This window comes from Parasaccharibacter sp. TMW2.1882 (genome assembly GCF_023337635.1).
Lineage (GTDB): Bacteria > Pseudomonadota > Alphaproteobacteria > Acetobacterales > Acetobacteraceae > Bombella > Bombella apis.
On record NZ_NWUT01000001.1, the window covers coordinates 939728 to 959253 of the forward strand.

At 60.4% G+C, this 19526-nt stretch carries 29 protein-coding genes; 21 read left to right on the plus strand and 8 right to left on the minus strand.

The annotated features are described in order from the left end of the window. Window positions 1-112: 112 nt before the first annotated feature. The gene (gene dinB / locus CO583_RS04270) at window positions 113-1165 is read right to left on the minus strand and encodes a DNA polymerase IV (protein WP_249079264.1); all 1053 of its coding nucleotides are present in this window, start codon (window positions 1163-1165) and stop codon (window positions 113-115) included. A gap of 95 nt (window positions 1166-1260) precedes the next feature. Then, window positions 1261-2025 carry a LexA family transcriptional regulator gene (locus CO583_RS04275; RefSeq protein WP_166651630.1) on the minus strand — a complete coding sequence of 255 codons (765 nt, stop codon included), beginning with the start codon at window positions 2023-2025 and terminating at the stop codon, window positions 1261-1263. A 245-nt stretch (window positions 2026-2270) separates the two neighbouring features. Between CO583_RS04275 and CO583_RS04280 the strand changes: the two genes are divergently transcribed. From CO583_RS04280 to CO583_RS04295, 4 genes are all read left to right on the plus strand, one after another. Beyond that, entirely contained in the window at window positions 2271-2918 is a 648-nt protein-coding gene (locus tag CO583_RS04280; RefSeq protein WP_248630325.1) for a hypothetical protein, read from the plus strand. A 299-nt stretch (window positions 2919-3217) separates the two neighbouring features. Then, on the plus strand, window positions 3218-3622 hold the full coding sequence (locus CO583_RS04285; RefSeq protein ID WP_086431794.1) for a hypothetical protein: 405 nt from the start codon (window positions 3218-3220) through the stop codon (window positions 3620-3622). Beyond that, on the plus strand, window positions 3612-4070 hold the full coding sequence (locus tag CO583_RS04290) for a hypothetical protein (protein ID WP_052349176.1): 459 nt from the start codon (window positions 3612-3614) through the stop codon (window positions 4068-4070). Before CO583_RS04285 ends, CO583_RS04290 begins: the two co-directional genes overlap by 11 nt. A gap of 14 nt (window positions 4071-4084) precedes the next feature. Then, complete coding sequence (locus tag CO583_RS04295) at window positions 4085-5314, plus strand: PBSX family phage terminase large subunit (RefSeq protein ID WP_248630324.1); 1230 nt, start codon at window positions 4085-4087, stop codon at window positions 5312-5314. A gap of 12 nt (window positions 5315-5326) precedes the next feature. Here CO583_RS04295 and CO583_RS09205 read toward each other — a convergent pair whose 3' ends face one another. Beyond that, a complete protein-coding gene (locus CO583_RS09205; RefSeq protein WP_256462226.1) occupies window positions 5327-5458 on the minus strand; it encodes a hypothetical protein in 132 nt (43 codons plus the stop codon). Window positions 5459-5494: 36 nt separating this feature from the next. Between CO583_RS09205 and CO583_RS04300 the strand changes: the two genes are divergently transcribed. The 6 genes from CO583_RS04300 to CO583_RS04325 are packed head-to-tail and all read left to right on the plus strand — an operon-like array spanning window position 5495 to window position 10424. After that, complete coding sequence (locus tag CO583_RS04300) at window positions 5495-6931, plus strand: DUF1073 domain-containing protein (RefSeq protein WP_154980962.1); 1437 nt, start codon at window positions 5495-5497, stop codon at window positions 6929-6931. After that, on the plus strand, window positions 6928-7857 hold the full coding sequence (locus CO583_RS04305) for a DUF2213 domain-containing protein (protein WP_248630323.1): 930 nt from the start codon (window positions 6928-6930) through the stop codon (window positions 7855-7857). The genes CO583_RS04300 and CO583_RS04305 overlap by 4 nt, the downstream gene beginning before the upstream one ends. Window positions 7858-7892: 35 nt before the next feature. Then, window positions 7893-8393, plus strand: a complete 501-nt coding sequence (locus CO583_RS04310; RefSeq protein WP_081562629.1) for a hypothetical protein — start codon at window positions 7893-7895, stop codon at window positions 8391-8393. Between the two features lie 56 nt (window positions 8394-8449). Beyond that, a complete protein-coding gene (locus CO583_RS04315) occupies window positions 8450-9475 on the plus strand; it encodes a DUF2184 domain-containing protein (protein WP_248630322.1) in 1026 nt (341 codons plus the stop codon). A gap of 3 nt (window positions 9476-9478) precedes the next feature. Beyond that, on the plus strand, window positions 9479-9892 hold the full coding sequence (locus CO583_RS04320) for a hypothetical protein (protein WP_181005249.1): 414 nt from the start codon (window positions 9479-9481) through the stop codon (window positions 9890-9892). Between the two features lie 10 nt (window positions 9893-9902). Then, a complete protein-coding gene (locus CO583_RS04325) occupies window positions 9903-10424 on the plus strand; it encodes a DUF4054 domain-containing protein (RefSeq protein ID WP_249103188.1) in 522 nt (173 codons plus the stop codon). Between the two features lie 56 nt (window positions 10425-10480). Here the strand turns inward: CO583_RS04325 and CO583_RS04330 are convergent, their stop codons facing one another. Beyond that, entirely contained in the window at window positions 10481-10672 is a 192-nt protein-coding gene (locus CO583_RS04330; RefSeq protein WP_043562128.1) for a hypothetical protein, read from the minus strand. 137 nt (window positions 10673-10809) lie between these two features. On the opposite strand from CO583_RS04330, the gene CO583_RS04335 reads away from it, so the two are divergent. The 11 genes from CO583_RS04335 to CO583_RS04385 are packed head-to-tail and all read left to right on the plus strand — an operon-like array spanning window position 10810 to window position 17720. Next, the gene (locus tag CO583_RS04335) at window positions 10810-11199 is read left to right on the plus strand and encodes a hypothetical protein (protein WP_043562126.1); all 390 of its coding nucleotides are present in this window, start codon (window positions 10810-10812) and stop codon (window positions 11197-11199) included. Continuing rightward, window positions 11145-11726 carry an LIC_12616 family protein gene (locus tag CO583_RS04340; RefSeq protein WP_248630320.1) on the plus strand — a complete coding sequence of 194 codons (582 nt, stop codon included), beginning with the start codon at window positions 11145-11147 and terminating at the stop codon, window positions 11724-11726. The genes CO583_RS04335 and CO583_RS04340 overlap by 55 nt, the downstream gene beginning before the upstream one ends. 30 nt (window positions 11727-11756) lie before the next feature. Next, window positions 11757-12926, plus strand: a complete 1170-nt coding sequence (locus CO583_RS04345; RefSeq protein ID WP_248630319.1) for a DUF3383 family protein — start codon at window positions 11757-11759, stop codon at window positions 12924-12926. A gap of 3 nt (window positions 12927-12929) precedes the next feature. Next, window positions 12930-13373: a phage tail fiber protein gene (locus tag CO583_RS04350; protein ID WP_248630318.1), complete on the plus strand. Its 444-nt coding sequence runs from the start codon at window positions 12930-12932 to the stop codon at window positions 13371-13373. 11 nt (window positions 13374-13384) lie between these two features. Next, window positions 13385-13849 (plus strand): phage tail assembly chaperone, encoded by a 465-nt coding sequence (locus CO583_RS04355; protein ID WP_086431788.1) that lies wholly within the window; start codon window positions 13385-13387, stop codon window positions 13847-13849. Then, window positions 13846-13986, plus strand: a complete 141-nt coding sequence (locus tag CO583_RS04360) for a hypothetical protein (RefSeq protein WP_156878805.1) — start codon at window positions 13846-13848, stop codon at window positions 13984-13986. The genes CO583_RS04355 and CO583_RS04360 overlap by 4 nt, the downstream gene beginning before the upstream one ends. Continuing rightward, complete coding sequence (locus tag CO583_RS04365; protein WP_248630317.1) at window positions 13973-14980, plus strand: hypothetical protein; 1008 nt, start codon at window positions 13973-13975, stop codon at window positions 14978-14980. Before CO583_RS04360 ends, CO583_RS04365 begins: the two co-directional genes overlap by 14 nt. A 21-nt stretch (window positions 14981-15001) precedes the next feature. Then, the gene (locus CO583_RS04370; RefSeq protein ID WP_086431786.1) at window positions 15002-15700 is read left to right on the plus strand and encodes a hypothetical protein; all 699 of its coding nucleotides are present in this window, start codon (window positions 15002-15004) and stop codon (window positions 15698-15700) included. Continuing rightward, complete coding sequence (locus CO583_RS04375; RefSeq protein WP_043562113.1) at window positions 15697-15996, plus strand: phage baseplate plug protein; 300 nt, start codon at window positions 15697-15699, stop codon at window positions 15994-15996. The genes CO583_RS04370 and CO583_RS04375 overlap by 4 nt, the downstream gene beginning before the upstream one ends. After that, the gene (locus CO583_RS04380; protein ID WP_248630316.1) at window positions 15993-17012 is read left to right on the plus strand and encodes a hypothetical protein; all 1020 of its coding nucleotides are present in this window, start codon (window positions 15993-15995) and stop codon (window positions 17010-17012) included. Before CO583_RS04375 ends, CO583_RS04380 begins: the two co-directional genes overlap by 4 nt. A gap of 54 nt (window positions 17013-17066) precedes the next feature. Next, entirely contained in the window at window positions 17067-17720 is a 654-nt protein-coding gene (locus tag CO583_RS04385; RefSeq protein ID WP_043562108.1) for a Gp138 family membrane-puncturing spike protein, read from the plus strand. A gap of 4 nt (window positions 17721-17724) precedes the next feature. Here CO583_RS04385 and CO583_RS04390 read toward each other — a convergent pair whose 3' ends face one another. From CO583_RS04390 to CO583_RS04405, 4 genes are all read right to left on the minus strand, one after another. Beyond that, a complete protein-coding gene (locus CO583_RS04390) occupies window positions 17725-18297 on the minus strand; it encodes a hypothetical protein (RefSeq protein ID WP_043562106.1) in 573 nt (190 codons plus the stop codon). Between the two features lie 75 nt (window positions 18298-18372). Beyond that, complete coding sequence (locus tag CO583_RS04395) at window positions 18373-18528, minus strand: hypothetical protein (protein WP_156878807.1); 156 nt, start codon at window positions 18526-18528, stop codon at window positions 18373-18375. Between the two features lie 148 nt (window positions 18529-18676). Further along, window positions 18677-19045 (minus strand): hypothetical protein, encoded by a 369-nt coding sequence (locus tag CO583_RS04400; protein WP_043562104.1) that lies wholly within the window; start codon window positions 19043-19045, stop codon window positions 18677-18679. A gap of 122 nt (window positions 19046-19167) precedes the next feature. After that, a complete protein-coding gene (locus tag CO583_RS04405; RefSeq protein WP_143539976.1) occupies window positions 19168-19503 on the minus strand; it encodes a hypothetical protein in 336 nt (111 codons plus the stop codon). Window positions 19504-19526: the final 23 nt, after the last annotated feature.

Consider the following 19526-nt stretch of genomic DNA (forward strand, 5'->3'; position numbering starts at 1 on the left):
CCTCCCTGATTCTGGGCGACACGGCACTGACCACCAGCCAGTGCCGCCGGTTCATTCATCCTCGCTCTTCCCGAAAGATCAGGCAAGCCATTCTCCATGCACTCCCGGGAAATCAGACAGTCTGCTCAAACAGACCCATCTGTACCGGCAGGGAACGGTCCTCATACGACACCAGCGAGGAAATGGTCAGTCCCAGCAGTCGCACTGGCCGGTCCAGCGGGAAGAAACTGCGCAGAATTTCCAGAGCCACTGGCAGCAATACGCACTCATCGGCGGCAGGGAAAGCCATTGAGCGAGCCCGGGTTACCGTATGAAATCCGGCATAGCGCAACTTGAGCGTAACGGTCCGTCCGGCAAGGCGCTTCTGCGCACAGCCAGCAGCCAGTTTGCTGACAATCGCTTTCAACGTCGCTGCCAGCCTGTCCCATTCAGCCACGTCATGCGGAAAGGTTGTCTCCGTTCCCAATGACTTCCTGGGCCGGTTGGCCTCTACCGGGCGATGATCCTGACCTCTGGCGATATCATGATAGAACTGGGCTGAACTGCCAAAATGCTGCCTCAACTCCGGTACTGTCCATTTTCTGAGGTCCGCTCCCGTGTGGATTCCCAGACCATGCATCCGCCGCGTGGTCGCCGGCCCCACACCATGGAATTTCTCCACAGGCAGATCCGCCACGAAAGCAGCACCCTGCCGGGGAGAAATCACAAAAAGCCCGTCGGGCTTTCGCTGCCCCGAAGCCAGTTTGGCCAGAAAACGGTTATACGATACCCCCGCTGAGGCCGTCAGCCCTGTCTGCTGCCGAATATCCCGCCGGATGGCTTCAGCAACGGCTGTAGCAGATCCATAAGGAGGCCACTGTTCCGTAACATCCAGATAGGCCTCATCCAGCGCCAGCGGCTGTATGAGCGCCGTATAATGCCGGAAAATGGCATGAATCTGAGCCGAGACAGCACGATAGACGTCAAAACGGGGAGGAACGAAGATCAGCTCCGGGCAACGTTCCAGTGCCATGTGCGAGGGCAAAGCGGAACGTACACCAAAGACACGGGCCTCATAGCTAGCAGCGGCCACGACACCTCTACCTGACCCACGCCCCACAGCCACTGGCCTGCCCCGTAAAGCCGGATTGTCTCGCTGCTCAATGGAAGCATAAAACGCATCCATGTCCACATGCAGGATCCGCCTCGCAGCGTCATCAGCCCTACCCTCTTTCACCCTTTCCAACCCCGCCGGATGGGACATGCCTGCCTCAGCCCCTCTCACGATCCCTGAAAAGATGCCGTTGGCATCGGCACATAACTGCCGACAACCAGCGCAAGGATGGTTACATCCGGGCTCTCAGCAGCGCTGTGGCAGACCGTATCACCCGGTGCAGGCAGGATGATCGGTGACTGAAACTCCGGCTCGGTACTCTGGGGCCAGAGAACCATCTGTCCGCTTTCCTTGACCTGAACCGCCTTTATGGTGGCCTCGAAACCATCCGACACTCTGGAACGTTGCATGGCGACCACATAATCCCCATTACGGGGCCGGCGTCCCAGCTCGGAAAAATTGATGACGATAACCACCGAACCATCCTGAAACACACGGTTCATGGACTGCCCCTTCACCATCAACCCGTATCGCTTCAGACCGGGATAGGCTGCATCGTAAGGAATGGTGATCGCATACTGGTCTGGAAGAGGCCATTCATGTGCCTCCTTCCAGACCCCGGCCTGCACCTCACCACAGACCTGCACCTGCGAAACAGGCAGATTAGGAGACGGCGCTGGCTGTTCGACTGTCTTCTGCTCTTCAGACCTGCTGATCTCTGCTACCAGCGGACCAACCGGCACACCCAGCACCTGGGCCAGGGCTGCCAGTTTGTCCGTACGGGGGAGATGTTTGCGCCGACGCATGTCCCGCAAAAAATCCACACCAACAGCAGGATTGATCTCACGGGCTTTCAGACAGGCCCGCCTGTCGGACAATCCCTGGGCCGCCAGAAGGGAATCCAGATGCGACAACAACGATTCAATAGACATGGTACGGGGATTATCCCTCTTTCCTGCGTATGTCCAGACAGGGGACACCCTAGGTCCTGTTAATTTTTCTTGACATTTAAGGGTATATCCCCGCATCCTCAGAGCAATTCCTTACAGGAGGCTCTCCGACACTCAATCTGCCAAGGAAGAAATACCCTCACTGCTTTCATCCTCTCCATATGACCTGATTGTCATGGGGCCATGCCCCATTACGGACCATAACGCAGTTTTCCGGGAGAATTCCTTTGTCTCGCATCACGCACATCACGACCACCCCGACACGGGAGCGGACCCGCAAGCCCGATTATGAAATCATCGGCCGCAGGCGCCGCCGTGCCAACACTCTTGGTGCCCTCTCCTCACGTCTGACTGCTGATGTCATTTCTGAAGCAGAACAGTGGGTCAAGGACTGGATGCTGGCCGAACACGGCTATCTCGACATCATGAAAAATGGCGGCGCCCCCGCACAGGCGGGGAATGTCTTCACCTTCAATGCATTGCAGGGCAAAGCCTGGGGGCGGCTGAACGCCTTCCGCCGCCATGCGGGACGGGCCCGACACCAGCTGCTCGTGAACATGCTGGGACTCGGCTGGTCCTTTTCTTCCCTCGGCTCCAAACTCTATCCCGATCTGCACCCGGACAGTGCCCGCAAAAAGGCTTCGGAAGAGTGCGCCGCCACACTGGAAATGCTGGCCGCCTTCTGGCAGGGACAGAGACGCGAAAAAGCCAGACAGGCTGTCACCATTGCCCGGGAACATCGCAAAGGGCTCGACATGATGACCCTGTCCAGACGCTATCATCTGGCCCCTGAAGGTCTTGAGAAGATCATCCGGCATGGCGAGATCATCCTGAACAAACCCCGGAAGATCACGGCTGCGGAACTCCGCAACTGACCATGGCACCCGGATTGCTTTTTTCCTGTTGACAGCTTACCCGCTTTATCCTATAAAAAGGACATCATTACGAGCCGTGCGCCCAGAGGGGTGTACGGCTTTTTTCATGACTGCTGTTCCAAGACAGACAGCTTTTCTTTCCCTTCAGGATGGATTCCGCAAACCACCGCCCTTCCCGGCGGTGCGACCCCATGCGCCATGATCCACCTCCACTGCACCACCGAGGCCCATCCTGCCGGACATGCATGATCCGGCTTCCATGCCCGGCACCTGCATTCATTAAAAACGGACTTTCTTCCATGGCTCACATGCCTTCCTCCCCCGCCGGGCAGCCGCTCGGCCGCGGCCGCATCGTTCTGACCAGACGCGGCCTCTGCACCGTTCTTGCCGAAGAGGGCAACAGTCTTGTTCTCTGCCCGATCCACGAAGCTCCAGCCCTGACACACAGGGCCGACATTCCTCTGACATGGAGGGATGAACTCATTCTGGGACTGAAACAAAATGCGGTCGTCAGGGCCATTCCCTTCCTCAAGCAGCGTCAGGCCGTCACCCCCCAGCCTGCAAGTCTCTCCGCCTTCACCCTCACCCAGCTCCGCCTCCGGACACACCGGGAACTGCAGGTCAACGCTCTGGAAAGTGACAGGCTGCCCTTCTTCTCTGGCAGACATGCCCGCAACCGCCTTCATGCGACCCATGTCTCATGACACGCCCCGCAAAAAGCCTGTCTCCTTCTCGCAGAAACTCTTTGATGAAATGATGGAAGACCTCATGCTCGGCACTCCCCTGCATGACATCTGCTCCGGCGCACAGCGCCCCACCCTGCGCAGCTTCTATCGTTGGCTCCAGAAACATCCGGCCCTCCTGCCCCGTTATCGCCGGGCACGGGAACTGTCTGCCGACAGTCTGGAAAGCACCATCCTCTCCCATATCAGGGCCATGCCAGAAAAAGCTGATGCGGCCACGGTCAATTTCCACAAGCTGAGGTTCGACATGCTCCGCTGGATCATGGCCCGCCGTGCCCCAAAGCGGTATGGCGACCGGCAGACCATGGAACATGCCGGGCATGATGGCGGCCCCGTACACACCATCCAGCGGCTCATCATCGATCCCGCTGCTCCGGGCACAACACCACCGGACACATCACCGCAATAAAATGCAGGGGCCTCATGACAACAGACCGGGTCACCATCATGACACCCCGGGCCTTTGCGCCCCTTCTACAGCCTGCCCGCTATAAAGGCATCTGGGGAGGACGAGGTTCCGGGAAGTCCTGTTTCTTTGCCGGAATGCTGATCGAACAGGCCACACTGCGCCCCGGGTTGCGGGCGGTCTGCATCCGGGAAATCCAGAAATCCCTGACTGTTTCCGTTCACCAGCTGCTCCGGGACACCATCGCACGCCTGAACCTGTCCCACCTCTTCACAGTTTTGGACAGGGAAATCCGTACACCCGGCGGCGGTGTCATCCTCTTCCAGGGGATGCAGTCCCACAATGCCGAAACCATAAAATCCCTGGAAGGAATGAACATCGCCTGGGTGGAGGAAGCGCAGTCCCTCTCGGCCAGGTCCCTGAAACTCCTGCGCCCGACCATCCGCCAGCCCGGTTCCGAACTCTGGTTCAGCTGGAATCCCAATCATCCCTCCGACCCTGTGGATGCCTTCATGCGTGATCCTGCCACGGAAGGTGACCCCTCCTTCATCACGATCCGGGCGAACTGGTCAGACAATCCGTGGTTCCCAAATGTTCTGGATCAGGAACGAAAACGGGATCAACATCTGCGGCCACAGGACTATGGGCATATCTGGGAGGGAGGCTATCAGCTGCATCACGAAGCCCTCATCTTCCCCGACCGCATCACGGTTGAAGAGTTCCGGCCCCCCAGCAGCTGCCGCTTCCATTTTGGAGTGGACTGGGGCTTCTCACAGGACCCCACAGCCGTCATACGCTGCTTCATTCACGAGGACATCCTCCATATCGACCATGAGGCAGGCGGCACCCACATTCCACTGGACCACCTGCCTGCCCTGTTCGACAGAATACCGGGCATCCGCCACTGGCCCATCCGGGCAGACGGTGCCCGGCCGGAAACGATCAGTTACCTTCGCACCCGCCATCATTTCCGCATCAGTGCCGCCCGAAAATGGCCCGGAAGCGTACAGGATGGCATCGAGAGGCTGCGCTCCTTCCGGTCCATCCGCATCCATCCCCGCTGCCAGCAGACAGTCCGTGAGTTCCGCCTCTACCGTTACAGGTCGGACCCGCTGACAGGCGATGTCCTCCCGCAGGTGGAAGATACGAACAACCATTACATCGACGCCCTGCGTTACGCTCTGGATGGCCTCATCACCAACCAGTCCCCCCTGCCGGATTTCTCACGGTTTGCACCACCTACCTGATGGACATGGCTCTCACGGATGACCCAGCGCCCAGACCAGCCATCCCCCTACGGCTCCCCCCAGTATCAGCCCACCCAGAAGGGCCAGCAGAAGCATCCGTCCGGCAATACGCTGTGATGATGCCTTCCAGTCGATCCATCTCATGACACGTCTCCTTTCCGTTACAGATAGGCCTTGCCCATGCCCGGTTTTTCTCTCACCCGTCTGTTTGAAAAACAGCCCACAACAACCGCACGCCCCCGGCAGGAACCCGCCGCTCCACGTCACACCAGTATGGCCGGGAAGACAAGTCCCCACTGGCTGACCCGCCTGTGGCGGGCCTCCCACACCATCCCTACACCCGATGACAGAGAGACAGCCACGCCATTCTCCCCCTACCGGCCACCACCGGGCGTCGTGCCGGAAGGGCATGACCAGCCCGGCATGGATTCTGCCCCCACGGCCATGATGGACATGGCCTGCTGGGCTATGGGACAGACGGCAGCCCAGCCATCATGGATGGCCGACGGGCTTGGTTTTCTGGGGTATCCGACCCTCGCCCAGATGGCCCAGCGGGCGGAGTTCCGCAAACCCTGTGATGTCATCGCACGGGAAGCCACACGGGAATGGATCAGCCTCAGCACGCACAACCCAGACCATCCCTCTCCGGCTCTTCCGTCGGATCCCGCAGCCCGCCTTCATGCGCTGGATGTGGAGATGAAACGGCTGAATGTCCGCGAGCTTCTGCACCAGCAGATTCTGGACAGCCTGCTCTACGGCATCGGCCATATCTGGCTCAACATGGCTGACACGCCCCGCACGACCTATGGGCAGACACTCCCGCTGCCCCTCACCCCCCACGGGGTCCGCAGGGGAACTCTGGCCGGGCTGAAAAACATCGAACCGGTCTGGACCACGCCCAACGCCTACAATGCCGACTCTCCCCTGCAGGATGACTATTACCGGCCCCGCAACTGGTGGGTGCAGGGTAGCCTTGTCCATCGGGACAGGCTCATCAGCATGGTGCCTTATGGCGTATCCGACCTCTTCAAACCGTCATTCAATTTCGGCGGGATGAGCCTGACACAGCAGCTGCGCCCCTATGTCCACAACTTCCTGCGGACCCGCAACAGCATCAGCAACATCACGACCAATTTCTCCAGGCTTGTCCTGAAGACCGACATGGGCGGCCTGATGGCCACCGGCACCAGCGACGAGGCCGACCCGACAGCCTCCATCACGGGGCGGGCCTCCTTCATGCAGAAAATTTCCGAAGGACAGGACATCATCGTGGCCGACCGGCAGAACGAGGATGTATCCATCGTGGCCACACCCCTGACAGGGCTTGCCGACCTCCAGTCCCAGGCCATGGAAGCCATGGCCTCCATACCCGGCATACCGCTCGTAAAGCTCTTCGGCATCACCCCCAACGGGCTGAACGCCTCCTCCGCTGGAGAAATCAGGGTGTTCTACGATGAGATCGCCGCCTTTCAGGAAGCCCACATGCGGCCCGTGCTGAGCCGCCTGCTCACCCTGATCCAGCTCAACCTCTGGGGAGACACCGACCCTGCGCTGGAGATCACCTTCAAGCCCCTCTGGCAGCAGACCACACAACCACAGCCATCCGAGGCCTCATGACCATTCTCGCCTATGACCGCACCGGGTCCGTCCGCAGTTTTGATGACAACGGACGCCTCCGTGTGGAACGGACCCCCATCAGCAAGGCCAACATCTGCCTCTATCAGGGGCGGGAAATTCCCGACCATGCCCGGCTGGGCCTGAACCCGGACCAGTCCTACCGCCTCCTGCGGGACCCGAAAGAACTGGAAAAGGCGGCAGACAGTTTCAACTCCCTGCCTGTTCTGGAGGAACACGTCCCCACCAGTGCGGATGCCCACCCAAGGGAACTGACGGTCGGCTCCACCATGGACAATGCCCGCTTCGAAAGCCCCTACCTGACGGTCGGCATGGTCATCTTTGATGGTCCTGCCATCACCCGCATCCAGTCCGGTGACCAGAAGGAACTGTCCTGCGGCTACGCCTATGAGGCGGACATGACACCGGGCACCCATGAGGGCCAGCCCTATGACGGACGCATGGTCAACATCCGGGGAAACCATATTGCTCTCGTAACAAAAGGACGGGCCGGCCCTGACGTGCTGGTCCATGATTCTTCAGCCACAGGGAAAGCAGCCACCACCATGACACGGAAAGACGACACGCCCACCGCCGAGGTACCCCATCATGAAGAGGCGGAATCTGCCCTGAACGAGGCCATCCAGAAGGCCCTTTCCGCCGACCGTGCCCTGCGCCAGGCCACGGAGGAGGCACGCCGCCTTGTCCGCCCCCTGGTCGGAGAGGTTCATGGCATGGAAAGTGCCGATGACGTCTACCGCTATGCCCTCCGGCAGTCCGGCATGGCAGCGGACAGTCTCGCCGCCATCAATCAGGCCGGTCTTCATGCCCTCGTCCAGACCCGTCTGGAGGCCATGACTCCACCCATCACGCACGCTCCTGCCGCTGATGAAACCGCCACCGGGTATACGGCCCCACGCCGTTACTGACCCCATCCCTGCCCAGATTTACAGAAAGCACATCCATGTCCGATTTCCAGCAGACTGTCTCCTACACATGGCCGCAGGGTTTTCCCGGAGCCCCGGCCAGTGCCAACCCCATCCGCACGGCCATCGCCCCGGAAGGCGGATTCATCGCCAGAGAGGGCGGGCTGACCATTGCCCGTTTCGTCTGGCGTCATGAAGACGGCGTGAGCCTGAGCCACACCGGCACCACCACCCCGGCGGGCTTCCTCTACCGTTCGCAGCAGGGGCTGACGACACAGTATCTCCAGTCCGCCACCATGACCCTGCCGCAGGGCTTCATGGCCAGCCTTGCTGAGGGCGGAGACTTCTGGGCCGTGGCCAGCACGGCCGCCACGGCGGGACAGGCCGTCTATGCCTCCACAGGTGACGGCAGCCTCCAGACGGCCCCGGCAGGCAACACACCGCAGGGAACCGTGGCCACAGGCTGGACGGTCTCCCGTGGCGGCAGTGCGGGAGAACCGATCATCATTTCCGGCCCCATGCACCCCATGACGGCCTGACCCCTCTTCAACCCGCCCGCCCCTTCTCCGCTCCCGACCACAAGCAAGGTATCACCATGCCCCACCCCATTTCTTCCGCCATGCTGAAACGTGACTTCGGCATTCATGGCGTGCTTGACCACGCCATGGCCTTCGACAGCGCCGTGACGGCTCCCAATTCCGGCATTCCGTCCATCTTTTCCACCTATGCCGACCCTCGCACCATCAAGGCTCTCATCACACCCATCCGGGCCGAGGCCATCTATGGCCAGGGCCAGAAAGGCGACTGGCTGACGGACACGGCACAATTCCCCTTTGTCGAACTTTCCGGCCAGACAGCTTCCTACGGGGACTATGACAGCTCCGGGGACAGTGACGTCAACGCCAACTGGGTGCAGAGGCAGTCCTTCCATTTCCAGACATGGACCCGCTGGGGAGAACGGGAGGCGGAACGCATGGGAGCGGCACGGCTGGACTGGGTCTCCCGCAAGAATGAGGCGTCCATCTCCATCCTGAACAAGACGAGCAACCGCATCAGCCTCTTCGGAATGGAAGGTCTCCAGCTGCGTGGTGCCCTCAATGACACAGCCCTGCCACCGGCCATCCAGCCCACCCCGAAGATTGCTCCTTCCGGAGCGGCAACGGGCAGCAGCGACTGGCTGAGCATGACCGACCCGATGCAGGTCTATGCCGACATTCTCAAGGCCTTCCAGCAGCTTTCCGAACAGATGGGCGGAAATGTCACGCTGGAAAGCCCCCTGACCCTCGTCATTCCGACGGAGCGGCAGCAGTGCCTGCTGTACACGAACCAGTTCCGTGTCTCCCTTCGTGAACTGCTGCGGGAGAACCTGCCCAACCTGAAGATCGAGACCCTGCCGGAAGCCGGCAGTACGCTGTCTGGTGGTCTCAGCAAGGTCACGCAGATGCAGCTCTTCCTGCGGGAGGTGGACGGGCAGGAAAGTGTCACCACCGCCTTTACCGAGAAGCTGCGTGCCCATGCGGTCGAACGCTACAGCTCCTACATCCGCCAGAAAAAATCCCAGGGCACATGGGGAACCATCTGGTTCTACCCGGTGGCCTGCGTCACCATGACAGGAATCTGAACCATGGCCGATACTGTCACCGTCCTCTGCCGTCTGCCTTCCGGCATCCGGCTCGACCTGCATGACCTCTCCAGCCTGAGCGAACGGACACAGGCCACGGCCCCCGTCATGACTCCGCCACAGGCCCGGTCCTCCATACTGCTGAATGGCATCCGGCAGGACCCGCTCTACCATCCCGTGGAAAACCGTCTGCTCGGGCGGGCAGGACGGACCACCGTGCCGACCAACTTCTGGAAAGCCTGGCTGGAACAGAACAGGCAGAGCGACCTCATCACCCGGAAGATCATCTTTGCCGAAACCACGCCCGCCCGTGCCGACAATGCCATGGCCGAACTGGCCAAGGACCGCACGGGGCTGGAAGGGGCTGACAACACCACCCTGGCCGAAGGTGTCACCCCCATGCAGAAAACAGCCTGACCACCCGCCCGTGCCTTATGCCCTCCAGCCCAACGGCACGGGCCTCCAACCGGGAGACAATGCCACCATGACGGACTCCTCCCCCCCAGGGCAGGTTACCTTTTCCTATCAGGACTGGCTCGCCGCCTATCCGGCCTTCGTCGGGCATGTCAGTGCCGGGCAGGCGGAAAGCTTCTTCCAGCTGGCAGAACTGATCCTCAACAATACGGGCCGTTCCCCTGTCCGGGACATGACACGACGCAGGACGCTGCTCTGGCTGCTGGTAGCGCACCAAGCGCAGCTCTTCGCCACCGAAACACCAGCCCAGTCTGGTGAGGCCACCGGCAGCCCGCCAGCGGCACCGCCAGTCGGACGGGTCGCCTCCGCCACACGGGGGGCCGTCTCCATCACACTGGATGGCAGTGCCCTGCCAAGGCAGGCCGGGTGGTTCAGCCAGACGCAGTATGGACTGATCTTCTGGCAGGCCACGGCCCCCCTCCGCCAGATGCGCTTCCTGCCTGGCCAGGCACATCCAGCCTACCTCTGGCCCTGATACGGAAACGGCCCACCCCAGAAGGGTGGGCCGTCTTCCATCATCACCTGACGCTCTCAGTGCCAGAGCAGCTTCCAGACAACATAGGCGAACAGGAAAGGCACCACGAGATGGACCAGCGTACCGAAGGTGATACGCTTGCCATCACCGGCCCGCATCATCAGGAAAATGGTCCGTGTCAGAGAAAGCAGACACAGGATCAGCACCACGGCAAACAACACGGCCTTGCCGGTTACAGCACCATACATACGATCTTACTCCTGTCTCACTGGCTGAACACGCATCCGCAACCAGCCAGAACTGGCCGTAAAGTGGCGCAGTCATGCGCTTTCGTCAATCCAGTCCCGCCTGACCGGTTTCACCACCTGATGGAAGGCCAGACAGCATGAATCTCTTCTCTCTCGCCAGCAGCGTGACAACCACCATCAACCCGCTTCAGCCTGCCATTCTCCGCCGCATGACAGGCAGCCAGATTGCCGCCGATTACAGCACGACCCCGCTTCATGAGGACATCCCTGTGCTGATCGACATCCAGCCCGCCCCGGCCACTCTCCTCCAGCTCATTGGCGACATCGCCCAGCAGGGAGAAAGCCGCACCGTCTTTCTGCAAGGCAGCGCCCATACTCTCAGTCGCCCTCTGCAGAGCGGGGGCGACAGCCTCCTGTTTGAAGGATCGGAATGGCTGGTCACGAAAATACTCGAACAATGGGGAGCCAATGAATGGTGCCGCCTGATCGTCACCCGCCAGATTCCATGCCGGCAGAGTTCCAGCTGACCCCGACAGACAGCACGGTCATGCAGATGCTGGGAGACTGGCTGAAAGCAGAAATTCTGCCTGAAGGCTGGGGCCTCTTCCAGGGCCAGCAGAACCGTCTGCCCATGCCTTCAGGCAGCCATCTCGTCATGCAGCCAACCACACGCCGTCCGCTCGCCACCAACAGCCATGACCATGATGAAGAAGGCGTCACCATCTCCCAGCCCGTGGAACTGTCCATCCGGCTCACCGCCCGTGGGCCTGAATCCCTGACGGTTCTGGGCGGTGTCAGCACCCTGTGGCGGGACCGGCGGACCGTGGCGTGGTTCCGCCACAGACGGCCTGACATCGCCCCCATAGACACCGGGCCCCTCACGCAGCAGGACTTCACCAGTGCAGAACAGCAGTATGAGGCCTCCGCCACCCTGACACTGCGTCTCGTCATCATGACCACCCTGAAACGCCCGGCCGAGACGGCCACAGCCCTCGGCATGGCCTCCATGGTGGAAGCCACCCTGGCCACTCCCCTCCCATCTGCCGACCACTGATTCCTTTTTCACAGACAAGGACACTCCATCATGGCCTCCCTGACCGGCACCATCCCTCTTGCCCAGACTGTCAGCATCAATCCCGTCACACTCGGCACAGCCAGTGGCGTTCCTTTCATGAACGGGCTGCTCATCACAACCCCTTCGGATTCAGCCGCTCTCGGTACAGGTCAGCTGAAATCCTACGGCTCCCTGGCAGACGTGACGAAAGACTTCCCCGCCAACAGCCCGGAAGCCCGCATGGCCGCCGTTTATTTCGCCAGCCATGACGATGCAGCCCAGATACCGCCCACCCTGCTGATCCATATGGCGGACCCGGCCCACCAGGCCGATCCTGCCAGCCTGATGGACCTCATCACCAGCCAGAATCAGGCTTTCACCGGCTTCACCACCACATGGGAACCCACCCTGACACAGAAACAGGCCTTCGCCACATGGGTGGCCGGCACGACGGACCGTTACTGGTATGTCCCATGGGACACGGACGAGCAGGCCCTCAACCCGCAGAACAGTGCCAGCTTCGGCACATGGTTGCAAAACCGGAACATTGATGGCACCACCCTGATCTATCAGGACCCTCTAGCTGCCGCCTTCTGTCTCGGCTGGCTGGCCTCGCTCGATTTCAGCGCAACGGACGGGCGCACCACGCTCTGCTTTCGCCGCAGCGGGCTGCTCACCCCCAGCGTGACCGATGCCACGACAGCCGCCACCCTCCGGGCCAATGGCTACAATTTCTACGGGGCCTATGCCAACGGGCTGGGCCGCTTCCAGTGGCTGGAGGACGGGCATGTCTCGGGGGCTTTCCTCTGGGCGGACAGCTACATCAACCAGATATGGCTCAATGCGTCCTTCCAGTCCGCCCTGACCACGCTTCTGCTCCAGACCGGGCAGATTCCGTATGACAGCATCGGGGATGGGCTGATCTCAGCCAGCGTGCAGGACACCATCAACCAGGCCCTGCGCTTCGGGGCCATCCGCCCCGGAATCCAGCTGACATCCCTTCAGAAACAGCAGATCGACCAGGCTGCCGGAACCACCATCAGCGACACGGTGCAGAGCCGGGGCTGGTACTTCCAGCCCAATGCCTCCACCGCCGCAGCCGACATCCGGGCCGCCCGCAGAAGTCCCCCGTGCCGCTTCTGGTACACGGATGGCCAGTCCGTCCAGTCCATTCATCTTGCATCCATCGAGGTCCAGTAAGTCATGTCCCGCACTGCGCTCATCACCTCGGCTGACGCCGTTTTCACCCTCACGGTCAAGACCCTGTTCAATGCGCCCATCACGCTGGAGAACTGGGCAACCGACCATGGCTGGAGTGGCTCCCAGAAGCTGAAGCTGGCCACGACGAGCCTCTCCATTGATGGCCGTCTCAACAAGGGATTTGTCCCTTCGGCCTATCACATGGCCCTGCATTTCTCTGCCGGATCACGCTCCCTTCCCATCTTCGATGCCATCGCCACGGCCTCCCGGCAGGCCCGGACAGTCTACGAACTGAACGGCGAGCTTCTGCTGCATGGGCTGGGACAGCGTTTCACCTTCACCAATGGCTGCCTGACGGATTATGACCCCGTTCCGGCGGGGGATACAACGCTGGGCAACCGGACCGTGAACATCACATGGGAAAATGTCCTCCCGGCAGGGCTGTAAGGCAACCCACCATGAAAACCATCGAATGGACCCCTGCCGAAGGCCCTGATGCAGGCAAATGTTTTGTCATTTCCCGCATGTCGGCCTTCACGGCGGACCGCTGGGCACGGCATGTCGTCCGTGCCCTGGCCCGTGCCGGAGCCAACACCCCACGGGAGGCCCTGCACAGCGGCATTGCCGGTCTCTCCGGCCAGAGCATGGCCCTGTTCGGGCACATGAGCGATGAAGACTGTGACCGGGCTTTCTCCGGCCTTCTGGACTGTGTAACAATCCGCCGGGACCCCATGAACCGGGCCCTTGAGCCTGCCCCGCTCATCGAGGCGGACATAACGGACCCCAACACGTTGCCTGCCTTGCGGGCAGAGGCCTTCCGGCTGAACGTGGATTTTTTCAAGGCCGCAATTTACCAGATATACCCCCTCATCGCCATCTTGAGGGAGACACAGCCGGACGGGGACCTCCCGCCCGCTGCGTGAATCTCTCCAGTCCGATGGCCTTTGTCATCGGGGCGGGGCTGGCCACACTGCATGAGCTGAAAACCCTCTATGACAGCGAAGACATGTGGCTTCTCTGGGAAATTGCGGCCGTGGAGCGCATGAATGGCCATTCTTGATACACTCATTGCCCAGTCGGACCTGATACGTCCCCCGGCCCATCTCCCCCTGAAACAGAGCACGGCAGCCTTCCGGCGGAATGTCATGGGGGCACTGGCCCTTTTCACCGGGGGGCGATCACTCACTGGTCTGAAACAGCAGGATACAGACGGAACAGATGTCCCTGTCATGGCACGCCCTCTGCCCGCCATGATGCCAACGCCGGAGCCACCGGCCCGCCAGAGCGATGCCACAACTCCCGAAGCGAAAGCCCCTTCACCCCAGCCCATGCCTCCCTCGGCGGTACAGACCGTGCGGGACTGGTCCACCCTGCTGGCCCAGTCCACCCCTGCCGCCCGACAGGCCCTGAAGGACGTGGAGCCAACCCTCCACAATGCAGAGCAGGCTCTGGAGCGTGTCCTTCACCTCCAGGCACGACAGGTTGATACGACACGGGAGGGAGCGGCCCCCGGCCCCCTCCTGCAAGGTTTTTCAGCCATGATGACGGCCCGCAGCATCCTGAACCTTCATGCTCCTGAAGGCCTCTCCTCACCCCATGATGAAACCGGACGCCAGAAGACACCCCCTCCTCGCCAGCCGGGCAGGCTCCTGCCTGCCATGTCCATCCCATACCTGACCGGCACGGCCTCACGGGAACTGAACGTCTCACCCACGCCGCAGCAGGACCAGGAGCGGCTGCATCGCCTGTCCCTGACCCTTGCCCGTACGGATCAGACACTCTCACGGATGCTTCCTGCAGCACCGGGTTCCCGTTCCCCCGCCATTCCGGGCAGGCCCACTCCCGGTGCAGGGCCGGCTCTTGCCCACCTTGCCCGGCATGTCGAAACCGCAGCACGACCGCACCCTCTCACGACCCACAACACGACCACGCACAGCCCGACCATCAACATCACCGTGACGGCAGGTCATGGCAGACCGCAAGACATTGCCCGTGCCGTGGAAGCCAGCACCATAAAAGCCCTTGCCCGCCAGACCCTCACCCAGACCGGATAATCTCTTTCTGGAGCAGTCCTCATGTCCATCCTGACATCTCTCCGGGCGTCAGCCTCCGCCACCGGTGGTGAAACGCTGGGAAACTGGGCCGTACAGCGTGCCGCCCGCCAATGGGGCATCTTCCGCCGCCCGACGGCTGACCAGTTCAGTTCCCTCACATCGTCCGGTTTCAACCGATCAGCTGGCGGCCCATCCAGTTTCCTGTCAGGCCAGGCGCCAAGACGTGTCCTCTCCGCCGCCCATGTCGATTCCCTGCGACTGGATGAACAGGCCAACATCTGCTCCGCCCCACAGGAAAACGGTACCTTCACGAGCTACAACAAGGTATTCCTGCCCTACCGGGCCATGATCCGCATGGTCTGTGACGGGTCGGAAACAGGCTCCCTTGGTGAAAACCTGCTGCCAGACTTCATACGCAGCACCCTTGGTGTGGGGTCTGACACGGTGCGGAAAGATTTTCTGGAAACGCTTTCCCGGCTCGTAAAGGACACAAACCTCTATTTCGTCGCCACGCCAGAGGGCATCTACCCCAATGCCAACATCACCGGTTACACCTTCACCCGCACGGTCGACAGCGGCGTTGACATCATAACGGCCAACATCACCATTCAGGAAGTCCGACAGGGAAACACGTCCCGCTGGACGGGAAGCCGCCACCCACAGGGTGCGCAAACCCGCAATGCAGGCCCCGTCACCCTTCAGCCGGAGAAACGGACATGATCTACACGGTTCCGCTCCAGCCAACAGCAGCCCAGAGCATGACCTGCCCCATTGCCGGGCTGCAATGCCACATCTGGCTGAGACAGCTTTCCACCGGGCTATACATGGACCTGACCGTCGGTACCGAAGCCCTTCTCCGTGGCGTTGTCTGCCAGAACGGGACCAACATCATCCGCAACCCTGCCAGCCTGCTGCCAGGCCGCCTGTACTTCACCGACACACAAGGGGCTGATGATCCCACATTTTCAGGTCTGGGGTCCCGATTCCTGCTTCATTACGAAGATGATACATCATGACAGCCATCACATATCCCAATGCCACCACGACACACAGCTTTGCCCGCAAACAGATAACCGTCACATTCTTCATGCCCGGGCTGAACGGAGGCCTGGACAGCTTCACGATTGGCGAGGGACATGCAATACAGGCCACCATAAGACATGCGGGATTCACCACCGGTTCCGAAGCTGACCTCACCATCAGGGGGCTCTCCCAGATAGACAGAGACAGCCTTTCCATCCTTCCCGACCATCCTGCACCAGACAACCTAAACACAATCACTGCTGGCCAGACTTTCATCACCTTACAGGCCGGTGATGAAGGAAGCCCGCTGACAAACCTGTTCACTGGAACAGTCGACAGTGCCCAGACAGATTATGATGATCTGGACAGTCCCTTCCATATCCATGCCATGACCAGCACCATTCCAGCGTCCATCCTGCCACAGGCCAAAGGCTATGCCGGACCGCAGGACGTCATCACCCTGATGGCAGATATCTGCAAAGAAGCAGGCTTCCAGCTGCTGGATCATGGTGGCTGGGAACACCATGCCAGCCTGACAAACCATTACAGATGGGGAACGGCTCTTGAGCAGATACAGGCCATCCTGACGGCGACGAAAGGCACCTTCAACCTCTCACCTTTCATCCCCGTGATGGAAAGCAACCAGGGGGCCATTCCCTACAGGGGGCTCCTTGAAATATGGGGGCCGACCTTTACCGGCATCCCGCCAGCAGGGCAGGAATCAACAGTTCCTGTCATCTCAGCCGCAACGGGGATGATCGGCTATCCCCGATACAGCAGTTCCGGCATATCCCTGACAACCCTCCTCCGGCCAGACATCACCTTCTGGCATCCACTGGCTCTGGAAAGCACCTTTGCACCCGTCACCGGAACATGCACAACCGGCACCCCACCTTGGAACGGCCTGTGGCTGGCCACCTTTGTCTGGCACGACATCAGTACCGAGACCTCACATGGAGCCTGGCATACACATATGGAATGCATCCGTACGACCCTTGGCAGACGATGACGGGCCGCCACCTTCCTGAACAACCACCTCCAGAACGGCCTGAAGGATCACAGCATGCCTGCTACAGCCACGCCCTATCTCCTGCGCTCCAATGCGGGCAAAAACAGCCTGAAAGGTGCACTGGATTCACTCATTGCCAGCCACATCAACCAGATCGGCCCTTCCATGCTGGTACAGGTAGAAACAGTCACGACCGAGGCCGCTGCCATTACAGGCAAGGTCACGGTCCGTCCCATGGTACAGCAGCAGGATGCGCTCTCCCGCACCCTGCCACATGACCTCATCCACAATGTTCCTTACCTGCGTTTGCAAGGCGGCCGTTCCGCCTTCATCATCGACCCCAAACCGGGAGATATTGGCTTCATCATCATATCAGGGCGGGACCACACCCATGCCATCACGACCCGACAGCCCTCACCTCCTGCCTCGTTCCGACAGTTCTCCATGCAGGACTGCGTATATGTGGGCGGCTTCCTCAATGAAGGGCCAGACCAGTTCATACAGGCAACGGATCAGGGCTGGCGGATCGTGACGCCGGGATCCGTCACCATAGACGCACAAGGGCCCCTCACCCTGAAAGCCAGCCGCATTGAAGCCACCTGCGATATTGTCACATCCGGCGACGTTCAGGCGGGTGGCATCTCGCTAAAACAGCATACTCACGGCGGCGTGCAGACCGGTCCGGGCACAAGCGCTCCCCCGCAATGAAATATCATTTCGGAAACGGCATATTTCCACGCCAGGCTGTCTCAGCCAGTGTGCGGACGAACTCATCCCCGTGATCGAAATCGATGTGGGCTGCGCCCCCTGCCCAGGACATGCTGACAGACGTACTGCCTGCCAGGGCATCAAACAGGGCGTGCCCCTCAGCTTCGGAGACATAACATCCCCATTGCGTGCCCCGGTTGATGATGCCTGTATAATGGAAGCCTTTCACCTCGTATCCGTTGGAGAAACGGACCTCCAGTTCTGGCTGGTGAATCTCATGATTCTTCAGGACGAACATGAGAAAGACATCACCACCCCGACGTGGCGATGCGGACAACATGACATCATTTTCTGCCAGAAGAGCCGTAAGCGTGTGGTCCAGCTCCAGCATCTGCCATTTACCGGTCTGCCCCAAGCGCTGCCCCCCATTGGGAGATACACCAAGAGCGGCCAGACCGCTTGTTGTCACCGTTCCATCCTGCGCCACATCCAGCGGGGTCTGGGCCCGGGCATCTGTCAGACTGCCCGCCAGCAGCATCAGACTCAGGCCTGTCATGCACAGTGTCGTCCGCATCATCACTTTCCTTTCCCTCACGATACAGGGGCGGGGGCAGGACGGAACAGGCCCGCCTGCCCCCGCCCGTAACAGATTTCAGTCAGTTACAGTTTCGGATTCATCACTGGAGACTTCATCGAGCACTTCATGATGGCGCTCATGAGCCTTTTCACGTTCCTCAGCTGGCATGTTCCTGATCACGTCGTGTACTGCCTTCACAGGGTTTGCAGCCGGTTCTTCCTTCTCGGACATGATACTCCCTTTCCAGTCATTCACTATCGGACGCCCTCTTTTCCAGCAGGGCGCAACCCAGCACTGAACCATCAGGAACGGTCGATCAAGCGCAAGGTCCCTCTATCACTGCACGACTGCCTTGCAGAGAAACCACTGCTCCAGCCGGTTAGCGTTCGCAGATTCCAGAATTCTCGACGTAAGTGACAAGCCGCTGGTCACTCTGCAACAGGGCCGCCGAACTGCCCTTTGCATCGGCTGTCAGCTGACGGATATACTGGGCACAGGGCGAATGGGGGCGGTGTGATACGGCCCAGAGACCATCCCTCACCGTCTCGGCGGAAAGGCCGATGCGGCGCAAATTCTCCTCATCCGTCCGCTGCTCCTGATGATTCACCCCCTGATGCGCCTGCACCTTGGCACTATGCAGCGCCTGAGAGAGGGTGCCTCTGGTTTCGGGCATGTGACTCAATGCATCCGCACGGGCTACTCCGCCCCAAACAGAAACGGCTGCAATTACAAAAAGAACGTGTTTCATGGACAGGATTCCTGCATTACGCCCCATAGGCTACGGAGAAAATAGCGCATCCCGACAACCTCTCCAATGTGGTTTCACCCCATGCGCTGGCAATCAGACAATTTTCTGGCTGGGTGTTGCTTTCAGGGCGCTCTCAGGCCCTGCGGCTCGTCCGTAACGGCATCATCACTGGCCAGATCCGGCCTGTAACAATATTTCGGCACATTTCCTGGCCCATCATCAAAATATCTGAGCACATGGACAACAGCATCGTAGCAATTGCCCCGCCGTTTGTTGATGAGCACATCATAGGCATTATCCGCCACCCGCTTGCTGGAATAAGCCTTGTGAAGAAATTCGTACAGTTTTGGAGGGTCTATGGCGAAAGACCCATCCTCATTTTTCAGATACACAGCCTCCGCCCGTGCCACACCGGGCAGAGCCAGTGCGAACACGGCGCACAGCACCAGATGTTTCATGCCCATAATCCTGTTCATTCCTG

What these genes read in the sequence shown, in the direction of transcription:
- dinB (WP_249079264.1), bottom strand. Translation starts at nt 1,165, where the DNA reads ATGGATGCGTTTTATGCTTCCATTGAGCAGCGAGACAATCCGGCTTTA.
- CO583_RS04275 (WP_166651630.1), bottom strand. Translation starts at nt 2,025, where the DNA reads ATGTCTATTGAATCGTTGTTGTCGCATCTGGATTCCCTTCTGGCGGCC.
- CO583_RS04285 (WP_086431794.1), top strand. Translation starts at nt 3,218, where the DNA reads ATGGCTCACATGCCTTCCTCCCCCGCCGGGCAGCCGCTCGGCCGCGGC.
- CO583_RS04290 (WP_052349176.1), top strand. Translation starts at nt 3,612, where the DNA reads ATGTCTCATGACACGCCCCGCAAAAAGCCTGTCTCCTTCTCGCAGAAA.
- CO583_RS04295 (WP_248630324.1), top strand. Translation starts at nt 4,085, where the DNA reads ATGACAACAGACCGGGTCACCATCATGACACCCCGGGCCTTTGCGCCC.
- CO583_RS09205 (WP_256462226.1), bottom strand. Translation starts at nt 5,458, where the DNA reads ATGAGATGGATCGACTGGAAGGCATCATCACAGCGTATTGCCGGACGG.
- CO583_RS04300 (WP_154980962.1), top strand. Translation starts at nt 5,495, where the DNA reads ATGCCCGGTTTTTCTCTCACCCGTCTGTTTGAAAAACAGCCCACAACA.
- CO583_RS04305 (WP_248630323.1), top strand. Translation starts at nt 6,928, where the DNA reads ATGACCATTCTCGCCTATGACCGCACCGGGTCCGTCCGCAGTTTTGAT.
- CO583_RS04310 (WP_081562629.1), top strand. Translation starts at nt 7,893, where the DNA reads ATGTCCGATTTCCAGCAGACTGTCTCCTACACATGGCCGCAGGGTTTT.
- CO583_RS04315 (WP_248630322.1), top strand. Translation starts at nt 8,450, where the DNA reads ATGCCCCACCCCATTTCTTCCGCCATGCTGAAACGTGACTTCGGCATT.
- CO583_RS04320 (WP_181005249.1), top strand. Translation starts at nt 9,479, where the DNA reads ATGGCCGATACTGTCACCGTCCTCTGCCGTCTGCCTTCCGGCATCCGG.
- CO583_RS04330 (WP_043562128.1), bottom strand. Translation starts at nt 10,672, where the DNA reads ATGTATGGTGCTGTAACCGGCAAGGCCGTGTTGTTTGCCGTGGTGCTG.
- CO583_RS04335 (WP_043562126.1), top strand. Translation starts at nt 10,810, where the DNA reads ATGAATCTCTTCTCTCTCGCCAGCAGCGTGACAACCACCATCAACCCG.
- CO583_RS04340 (WP_248630320.1), top strand. Translation starts at nt 11,145, where the DNA reads ATGGTGCCGCCTGATCGTCACCCGCCAGATTCCATGCCGGCAGAGTTC.
- CO583_RS04345 (WP_248630319.1), top strand. Translation starts at nt 11,757, where the DNA reads ATGGCCTCCCTGACCGGCACCATCCCTCTTGCCCAGACTGTCAGCATC.
- CO583_RS04350 (WP_248630318.1), top strand. Translation starts at nt 12,930, where the DNA reads ATGTCCCGCACTGCGCTCATCACCTCGGCTGACGCCGTTTTCACCCTC.
- CO583_RS04355 (WP_086431788.1), top strand. Translation starts at nt 13,385, where the DNA reads ATGAAAACCATCGAATGGACCCCTGCCGAAGGCCCTGATGCAGGCAAA.
- CO583_RS04365 (WP_248630317.1), top strand. Translation starts at nt 13,973, where the DNA reads ATGGCCATTCTTGATACACTCATTGCCCAGTCGGACCTGATACGTCCC.
- CO583_RS04370 (WP_086431786.1), top strand. Translation starts at nt 15,002, where the DNA reads ATGTCCATCCTGACATCTCTCCGGGCGTCAGCCTCCGCCACCGGTGGT.
- CO583_RS04375 (WP_043562113.1), top strand. Translation starts at nt 15,697, where the DNA reads ATGATCTACACGGTTCCGCTCCAGCCAACAGCAGCCCAGAGCATGACC.
- CO583_RS04380 (WP_248630316.1), top strand. Translation starts at nt 15,993, where the DNA reads ATGACAGCCATCACATATCCCAATGCCACCACGACACACAGCTTTGCC.
- CO583_RS04385 (WP_043562108.1), top strand. Translation starts at nt 17,067, where the DNA reads ATGCCTGCTACAGCCACGCCCTATCTCCTGCGCTCCAATGCGGGCAAA.
- CO583_RS04390 (WP_043562106.1), bottom strand. Translation starts at nt 18,297, where the DNA reads ATGATGCGGACGACACTGTGCATGACAGGCCTGAGTCTGATGCTGCTG.
- CO583_RS04395 (WP_156878807.1), bottom strand. Translation starts at nt 18,528, where the DNA reads ATGTCCGAGAAGGAAGAACCGGCTGCAAACCCTGTGAAGGCAGTACAC.
- CO583_RS04400 (WP_043562104.1), bottom strand. Translation starts at nt 19,045, where the DNA reads ATGAAACACGTTCTTTTTGTAATTGCAGCCGTTTCTGTTTGGGGCGGA.
- CO583_RS04405 (WP_143539976.1), bottom strand. Translation starts at nt 19,503, where the DNA reads ATGAAACATCTGGTGCTGTGCGCCGTGTTCGCACTGGCTCTGCCCGGT.